Below are 8,409 nucleotides of genomic sequence, written 5' to 3'. Positions count from 1 at the left end.
TGTCGATCTCTCGGCTACCGGCGAAGCCTCTGTCACCTGGCTCGACCTGCCGATCCCGCGCCGCCTCGTCACGATTCGCGGGACGCTCGATGACCTGTGCTCCGCTGCTGACCACGAGCACGCCGCGGCAGCGTGGGTGCGAGCCGAATACACGGATGCCACACCGCAGCGCGATCCGCTGCGCCGACTGCAAGAGCGCTTCCCCTTCTGCGCGGCAGTGGTCCACGCCCCTGAGCGTCAGCACGAGCGCGACGATCAGACCTACGCCGGCCGCGTGCGGACGGCTCGGACCGACGTCGAACTCATCGGCGCCTTCCTTGCTCACGTCCGCGAGGGTGAGGGTGCCAGCCCGGCGGAGGCGGAGCTGATCTCCGAGGTGATCGAGGGTCGTACGGTAGCGGAGGCCGTCGCGTGAGGATCCACCGGGTGCAGATCGAAGGGTTCGGCCCCTTCCGAGAACGGCAGGATGTCGACCTCGACGCTCTCGCCCCCTCGGGGGTGTTCGTGATCGCCGGCCGCACCGGAGCGGGCAAGTCCAGCATCCTCGATGCCATCTGTTTCGCCCTCTATGGCACTGTCCCGCGCTACGACGGCGTCGATCGGCGCCTGCGCAGCGATCATTGCGGCCCCGACGATCCGACGCAGGTCACGCTGGAGTTCAGCACCGGAAGCGACCGCTGGCGCATTTCGCGCTCGCCGGACTACGAACGCCCCAAGCGTCGCGGCACCGGCATGACAATCGTCGCGGCCGACGCTCTGCTCGAGCGGCTGGAACCGGCTGCGGACGGCAGCGAGCACTGGGTGGGGTACGCCGCCGGGCCGCGGGACGTGGGCCACGCGATCCACCAGGTCGTCGGGCTCTCCCACCAGCAGTTCCTGCAGGTGATCCTGCTCGCCCAGAACCGGTTCTCGCAGTTCCTGCTGGCAGGAAACACCGATCGGCAGCGGGTGCTGCGAACGCTGTTCGGCACCCAGATCTACGAGGACTACGAGAAGCGCCTCGACGAACGCCGACGCGAGTCCGAGCGTGAACAGGAGCGCGATGCGGGGCACCTGCAGCGCCTGCAGAGTGACGTCGAAGCGCTCGCACGAGAGGCCGGATGGCACGTCTCGGACGAGACAATCGACCTGGAACGCGTGGCTGCCCGCGCGGGATACGATCTGCAGACCCGCGCTGACGCCGTCGAGCGGGCCGACGTGGCCCTGGCTGCCGCAGAAGCCGCGCACACCCGCGTGCGCCAGCTGCGCGAGCAGCAACAGCAGCGCAACGCCGCGCGCGAGCGTATGGCGGCGATCGAGATCGAGTCTGCGTCGCTCGCGCTGGATCGAGCGCTCCTCGAGGGCGCTCGCTCTGCCGAGCCGCTGCGCGCCGCGATCGACGTGGCGGCCCGCGCCCGTGCCGATGTCGAGGCGGCGGGCGCAGTCGAGGCGGCGGTGCTCGCTGACGCTGCGGCGGGGGTCGAAACCGCCCTCGACGTCCACGATCTGCTTGCCTTGGCCCAGGCGCTCACGGGGGACATCGCGCGATGGCAGGATGCCGAGAAAGCTGAGCAGCAACTCGCCGCAGACCGCGCCGACCTGACCCGAGTGGCAACGCAAGTGGATGCGGTTCGGGCGGTTCTCGCCGTGACCCGCGCCGCGCTCACCCTGGCCGAACAGGAGCGCGGGCGGCTCGGGGATGAGATCGAGAAACTGTCCGTCGCTGCGGCGGGACTCGATGCAGCCCGCGCCGAGAGCGAGGATCTTGCCGCACGCCTGATCGCCGCGCGAGAGGCCGAAGCGGCGGCTGTCGAGCTTGCCCAGGCGAGCGCCGACCGGCTCGAGGCGTCGCGCGCCGTCGAAGAGGCTGTGGCCGGGTGGGGACAGCTTGTGCGTCGGCGCCTGGCCGGGTTTGCCGCTGAGCTTGCCGACGGGCTGACCGATGATGACCCTTGCCCCGTCTGCGGTTCGCTCGATCACCCCCAGCCCGCTCCGAGCAACCATGATCCCGTCACTGATACTGTCCTCGCGGCCGCCGAAGAAGATCGCGACCGTGCCCTGGCGGTGGATCGCGAGAGCGCCGCGCGCCTTACCGCGATCACCGCGCGCGTCGATGCCGCCCGCGCTCGGGCGCAAGGCTCGGTCGAAGAACTTCAGGCGCGTCAGGGTGAAAGTCAGTCCCGGCTGGACCTCGCCGAGCGCGCAACCGAGGCACTCGATCACGCCCGCCGTCTGCGCGGTGATCTCGAGGCCCGTGAGCACGAACTGCGGGGAGAGCTGGACGTTGCTGCCGCTCGCCTGGCAGAACTCGACACCGCCAGCACTGTCCTGAGCGGTCGGATTGCCGAGGCTGAGGAAGCTGTCGCAACCGCGCGCGGTGCTTTCCCGAGCGTCCACGCGCGGATCGTCGACGCCGAGGCTCGGCGGCGAACCGCGCAGCGGCTCGCCGAGGCTCGCCGCGCTCATGAGGTCGCGCTCGAACGGCGGCAGGATGCCGATCGCAAGCTCGACGCGGAAGTCGCGGCATCCTCGTTCCCCGATGCCCCGTCAGCACGTGCCGCGCTGCTCACACCCACCCAGCTCGAAGACCTGTCGTCGCGGCTGAGCGATCACGACGCCGCGAGACGAATCGCGAAGGAGCGGCTGCTCGAAATCGAGCTGCAGCTCGCCGACGCGCCCGATGACCTCGTCGACACAGACGCCTCGCTTGGCGAGGCGACGCTCGCTCGCGACACCTGGCAGCGTGCCGTCGCCGAACTGGCAGCGGTGCGTGAGCGCGTCGCGCGTTTCGGTGACCTGCGACAGGCAATCGAGAAGCTCGATCGCGACGGACATGAGCGGCGCGAGCAGCACCAGACCATCGTGCGTCTGGCCGACACACTCGCCGGGCGCGCCCCGAACACCATGCGCATGACGCTCGAGACCTTCGTCTTGGCCGCCGAACTCGAAGAGATCGTCGCTGCCGCGAACCTGCGTCTCGCCGACATGTCCGACGGGCGCTACCGTCTGGAACACACCGACACGCTGGCGCGGCGAGGCGCCGCGTCGGGCCTCGGGCTCCATGTCCACGATGCGTATACGGGCCGTACCCGTCCTCCCCAGTCGCTGTCCGGCGGCGAGACCTTCCTTGCCTCCCTCGCTCTCGCCCTGGGCCTCGCAGAGGTCGTCACGAGCCGCGCGGGCGGCATCCGGCTCGACACGCTCTTCATCGACGAAGGGTTCGGGTCGCTGGATGCTGAGACTCTCGAGCTGGCGCTTCGCACCCTCGACGACCTGCGCTCGGGCGGCCGCACGATCGGCGTGATCAGTCACGTCGAGGCGATGAAGGAGCAGCTTCCAATCGGCATCCTCGTCGAAGCGACGCCGCACGGCTCAAGCGTCATCACCGAGACCGCGTCCAGCCTGCTCTGACCGCGAGTGGCACCGTTACGGGCCATGCCCGATCGGCAGGGGCATACGCTGGCAGGGTGAGTTCGGATTCGGGGGCGTCGTTGCAGCCACGAACCACCACGATCCCGCTCACCAACGCCGCGCGGTGGCGAGCGTTCGCCGTCGCCGCATCCGTCGCGGCGATCACGATCCTCGACCTGTCGAAGGTCAATGTTGCGCTGCCCTCGATCGAGCATGCTCTGGGCGCAGGTTCCACCGAGCTCCAGTTGATCGTCTCGGGCTACGTCCTGACCTTCGGTCTGTTCTTGGTTCCCATGGGGCGCCTGGGCGACCAGCGTTCCCGCCGCGCGCTGTTTCTGGTGGGCCTGATCCTGTTCACTCTCGCAAGTCTTGGGTGCGCGCTGGCTCCGAACATCGTGGTTCTCATGGTCTTCCGGTTGCTGCAGGGTGTTGCTGCCGGCATCCAGATGCCGCAGGTCCTCGGGCTGATTCAGCAGATCTTTCAGGGGGCCGAGCGGGGGCGCGCGTTCGGTCTGTTCGGAGCGACGATCGGGCTCGCCACGGCGTTCGGGCCGACGCTCGGTGGGCTCATGATCGCTCTCGGCGGTCCGGATGACGGCTGGCGCTGGATCTTCTGGATGAACGTTCCCCTGGGAATCGCCGCGATCGCCGCGGCGGTCTGGGTGCTTCCGACCACGCGGATCCACACCGGGCGCCGCATCGCTCTCGATCCGATCGGTGTGATCCTGTTCGGCGTGACGGTGCTCGCCCTGATGTGGCCGTTCCTGTTCACCACGGGCTCACCCGACGACGACCCGCGTCGGTGGTGGCTGCTGACCGTCTTCGTCCTGTTCGCGGCCCTCTTCGTCGCCTGGGAACGGCGCTACGCTGCCCGCGGGCATGCGCCACTGATCCCGTTCTCGCTCTTTCGCGTCGCGTCCTACCGCAACGGCACCCTGCTCGCTACCTCGTATTTCGCGGCCCTCCCCGCCCTCTTCCTGCTGACCACCCTGTACTTGCAGACGGGGCTCGAGCTCGAGCCGGTCTTTGCCGGGATGGTCACCATCGGCTTCGCGCTCCCGAGCGCCGTGGCCTCCTGGGTCGGCGGCAACCTCGTGACCCGCATCGGTCGCCCCTTGGTCGTTGGTGGACTCATCCTGGTCCTGGTGTCGGCGATCGGTCTCGTGCTCGTCGCCGTCTTCGCGACGCCCGCGCTGACTCCGTGGCTGATGGGCGCCGTGATGATCGTCGGAGGCCTCGGGGGAGGGCTCGTCATCTCACCGAACCAGACCCTCGCGCTCGCGGACGTGCCGGTGTCCGAGGGAGGTCTTGCCGGCTCGGTGGGTCAACTCGGTCAGCGCATCGGTACTGCCGTCGGCACTGCCGTCGCTCTCGCCCTGTTCTACGCCACGATCTATCGTGAGACCGGCAACCGGGATTCGCTGGCCGTCTACCACGACGCCTATCTCATCGGGATGTCGTCAGTCGCTCTTTTCATCGCGCTGGCGTTCGTCGTCTCGATCGTCGACCTGTCCCGGCGCCGAGCTGCGGCACGGGATGCCGAAGCCGACGACGCTGAAGAGCGTCGCGCGGGCCCGACCTGAGCCGGGAGGCCGCGGGCTCAGAGATCGTAGTCTCGGCGCACTCTCTCCAGGAGCAGGACGCTGCAGGCATCCGTCGCCTCGCCCCAGTCCCACCGCGCGCCGTCCTGGGCGCGATCCGACACGGCCTTGAGCACCCGGATCGGCACGTTGTACTGCTGAGCGACCCACGCATACGCGTAGACCTCCATATCCACGAGGGTCGCTCCGAGATCACGGATGCCTGCAGCGGCGTCCGCGTCGTCCACAAAGTGGTCGCCGGTTGCGATCGTGTGACCGCTCCCGCCGAAGGAGAGCATGGCCGGGAGAGACACGTGCTGCCCCACCACATTGTCGAGATCGGTCACATCGTGTTGGATCGCGGCGGTGACCTCGTGCACGGTGGCCTCGACATCCTCGTGGATGGCACCGGCGGTGCCGACGACGACGATCTCGTCGTAGTCGCCGCGTTCCAGGGCCCGCGTCAGCGCGTGCGTCGCCTGGAGCTTTCCCGGGCCTGTGACAAGGCGGTCGAAGCCGGGAAGCTCGTCGGGAAACGCAACCAGCTCGCGGTCGAGGGCCGCAACGAGAAGTCTCATGCCTTCATTTTGCCTGGCGTTTCGAGGTGTACGGGTTCACACTCAGCGGCGAAGATGGGAGGCGACGACAGGAGGACGCAAGTGAAGTCTGTGGTGTTGGAAACTCCCGACGGGATCGATGTGCGGCTCGGGTGGGACCCGTCGATGAGCGAACACGATCGCAAGCGCGTCCTGGCCAAGGAACTCGTCGCCGCCAAGCTCAAGCTCGACCCGAAGGACGTCAGGGTCGAGCGGGAAGCCCCGGCTCAGTTCGGGTTCCACACGCAGTTGTTCGCGAGCGTTGAGGGCAAAGAACTACCGCTGCACATCCGCAACGCGAGCTTCCGCGCGGCAACCGTCGTCGCGCTCACCGATCAGCCGTACACGATCGGGCTCGACATCCGCGACCTGCATCCCGACGAGGCCACGATCCACGAGATGCAGCGTCACTCGCACCTGTTCGACGAGACCAACATCCTGAACCTCATCGACCACTGGACGCGCGTGCAGGCCGTGCGGGAGGCCGATGGTCGCGGCGCGCGCGTTGTGCCCGATGTCGTCAAACTCGACGCGACTCGGCAGCGGGGGTGGGTGCCCGACCGCAGGGCGCAGTACACGATCCTCGATCTCTCTCGCGATGGCTTCGTCGTGACTCTCGCTTTCGCCGACGCCGAGGACGCTCGTACTCCTGTGTGAGGTCGAGCCGAGAGGGATCAGGCGTCGGATGCCGGTGCGAGCGCGGCATCCAGTTCGGCAAGCCACACCCGCGCGTTGCCGTCAGAGGGGGCGCGCCAGTCTCCGCGCGGCGACAGCGACCCCGCCGGCGACACCTTCGGACCGTTCGGGATGGCTGACCGCTTGAACTGTGCGAACCCGAAGAAGCGCTGCAGGAACACCCGTAGCCAGCGCACGACGGTCTCCCGGTCGTAGGCGTAGCGCTCGTCGAGCGGGAACCCCGGGGGCCACGCGCCGGCGTCACCATCCCGCCACGCCCGCTCGGCGAGGAACGCGATCTTCGACGGACGGATGCCGTACCGCAGCACGTGAAAGAGCGTGAAGTCGTGCAGGGCATACGGGCCGATGCGGTCCTGGGTCGACTGGATCTTGCCGTCCTGGTCAGCGGGGACGAGCTCGGGGCTGATCTCGGTGTCGAGAACCGACTGCAGCACGGTGGTCGCCTCGGGGGTGAGGGCTGCGGCTCCCTGGTCTTCGCCGTGCGCGATGACCCACCGGATGAGGTGTTGGATGAGGGTCTTCGGGACCCCCGTGTTCACCGCGTAATGGCTCATGTGGTCGCCGACGCCATAGGTAGCCCAGCCGAGCGCGAGCTCCGACATGTCGGAGGTGCCGATGACGATGCCGCCGTTCTGGTTTGCCAGGCGGAACAGCAGATCAGTGCGGACGCCGGCCTGCACGTTCTCGAACGTGACGTCGTAGACCCGCTCTCCCTGGCTGAACGCGTGTCCGATGCTGTGGAGGATCTCGGATGCTGTGGGACGGATGTCGATCGTCTCGATCGACGCGCCGATCGCTGTCGCCAGGGCTACCGCATTGGACTTCGTGTGGTCGCTGGTCGCAAAGCCGGGGAGCGTATAGGCGAGGATGTCGGAGCGCGGCCGTCCCATCCGATCCATGGCTCGTGCCACGACCAGCAGGGCGTGGGTGGAGTCCAGTCCGCCGCTGACGCCGATGACGGGTTTCGGGTTGCCGATCGCCCGCATCCGCTGCACGAGGCCCTCGACCTGGATGTTGAACGCCTCGTAGCAGTCCTGGGCAAGGCGGGCAGGGTCGTCGGGCACGAACGGAAACCGATCGAGGTGACGGCGAAGCCCGACATCCGTGGCAGGCGGATCGAGGACGAACTCGACCCTGAGGAAGTCATCGGCGCCGAGTGCACTGCGGTTGTCGTCGAAGGTGCCTTGACGGATGCGGTCTTGACGCAGCCTGTCGAGATCGACGTCGGCGACGCTGCGGCGGGGTCCATCGGGGAAGCGCTCGGTCTCGGCCAGCAGCGTGCCGGCTTCGTAGACCATCGTCTGGCCGTCCCACGACACGTCGTTCGTCGATTCGCCCAGGCCCGCTGCAGCGTAGACGTAGGCGCTCAGGCACCGTAGCGACTGGGACTGCACGAGGATGCGACGGTCATCGGCGCGGGCGATCGTGATCGGGCTCCCCGAGAGGTTGGCGATGACGCTCGCCCCCGCGAGCGCAGCCCGGGAAGACGGGGGGATGGGCACCCACATGTCTTCGCACACCTCGACGTGCACCACGAGACCCGCGACATCACGCGCCTCGAAGAGCAGGTTCGTGCCGAAGACGGTCTCGAGAGCGCCGATCCGGATCGCCTCGCCCGACCATGCCTCACCCGGCGCGTACCAGCGCCGCTCGTAGAACTCGCGGTACGTGGGCAGGTACGCCTTCGGTACGACGCCGAGTACCTCGCCTCGGTGGATCACGACCGCGCAGTTGTAGAGGCGGTTGCGGTGGTGCAGCGGGGCGCCGACCACCAGCACCGGGAAGAGGTCGACAGATGCCGCGACGATCTGCTCGATGGCGCGGGTGACGCCGTCCAGAAGCGCGTCCTGCATGACGAGGTCGTCGATGGCGTAGCCCGACAGGCAGAGCTCGGGGAACACGGCGACGGCGACGGCATCCGCATCGCACTCGCGCGCTGCCGCGAGAACCGCTTCGGCGTTGGTCGCGGGGTCGGCTACCGCCACCGGGATCGTGCACGCCGCGACGCGCGCGAAGCCGTGGCGGTATGCGCTTTCGAACGGCAGGCTCGTGCTCACGCCTCCAGTCTCGCACTTCGCGTCCTGCCGCGCCGAGAAGCCCGCGACTGCACCGTGCCCGGCATCCTGGCTGGGTCGTGTCGGATGCCC

General features: G+C 68.4%; 6 protein-coding genes. 4 read left to right on the top strand and 2 right to left on the bottom strand.

What is annotated here, in order from left to right; all coding sequences use genetic code 11:
- The 3 genes from Q1V87_RS12525 to Q1V87_RS12515 all read left to right on the top strand — a co-directional run.
- Nucleotides 1-415 (top strand): exonuclease SbcCD subunit D C-terminal domain-containing protein (locus tag Q1V87_RS12525; protein WP_300593403.1); only part of this gene is annotated, 415 nt, incomplete at its 5' end.
- 11 nt (nt 416-426) lie between these two features.
- Entirely contained in the window at nt 427-3,390 is a 2,964-nt protein-coding gene (locus Q1V87_RS12520; protein WP_300593400.1) for an SMC family ATPase, read from the top strand.
- A gap of 101 nt (nt 3,391-3,491) precedes the next feature.
- Complete coding sequence (locus tag Q1V87_RS12515) at nt 3,492-4,973, top strand: MFS transporter (RefSeq protein WP_300593411.1); 1,482 nt, start codon at nt 3,492-3,494, stop codon at nt 4,971-4,973.
- Nucleotides 4,974-4,990: 17 nt separating this feature from the next.
- Here the strand turns inward: Q1V87_RS12515 and Q1V87_RS12510 are convergent, their stop codons facing one another.
- Entirely contained in the window at nt 4,991-5,548 is a 558-nt protein-coding gene (locus tag Q1V87_RS12510; protein WP_300593397.1) for a nucleoside phosphorylase, read from the bottom strand.
- A gap of 93 nt (nt 5,549-5,641) precedes the next feature.
- Between Q1V87_RS12510 and Q1V87_RS12505 the strand changes: the two genes are divergently transcribed.
- Entirely contained in the window at nt 5,642-6,223 is a 582-nt protein-coding gene (locus Q1V87_RS12505) for a hypothetical protein (protein ID WP_300593408.1), read from the top strand.
- A 17-nt stretch (nt 6,224-6,240) separates the two neighbouring features.
- Here the strand turns inward: Q1V87_RS12505 and Q1V87_RS12500 are convergent, their stop codons facing one another.
- Nucleotides 6,241-8,319, bottom strand: coding sequence for an NAD(+) synthase (locus Q1V87_RS12500; protein ID WP_300593405.1), 2,079 nt, complete (start codon nt 8,317-8,319; stop codon nt 6,241-6,243).
- Nucleotides 8,320-8,409 lie beyond the last annotated feature (90 nt).

This window comes from Microbacterium sp. (genome assembly GCF_030149085.1).
GTDB lineage: Bacteria > Actinomycetota > Actinomycetes > Actinomycetales > Microbacteriaceae > Microbacterium.
This window is presented reverse-complemented; position numbering and strand designations above follow the sequence as displayed.

Bases quoted from the DNA above. Each gene is read 5' to 3' on its own strand.
- Q1V87_RS12510 (WP_300593397.1), bottom strand. From the start codon at position 5,548: ATGAGACTTCTCGTTGCGGCCCTCGACCGCGAGCTGGTTGCGTTTCCC.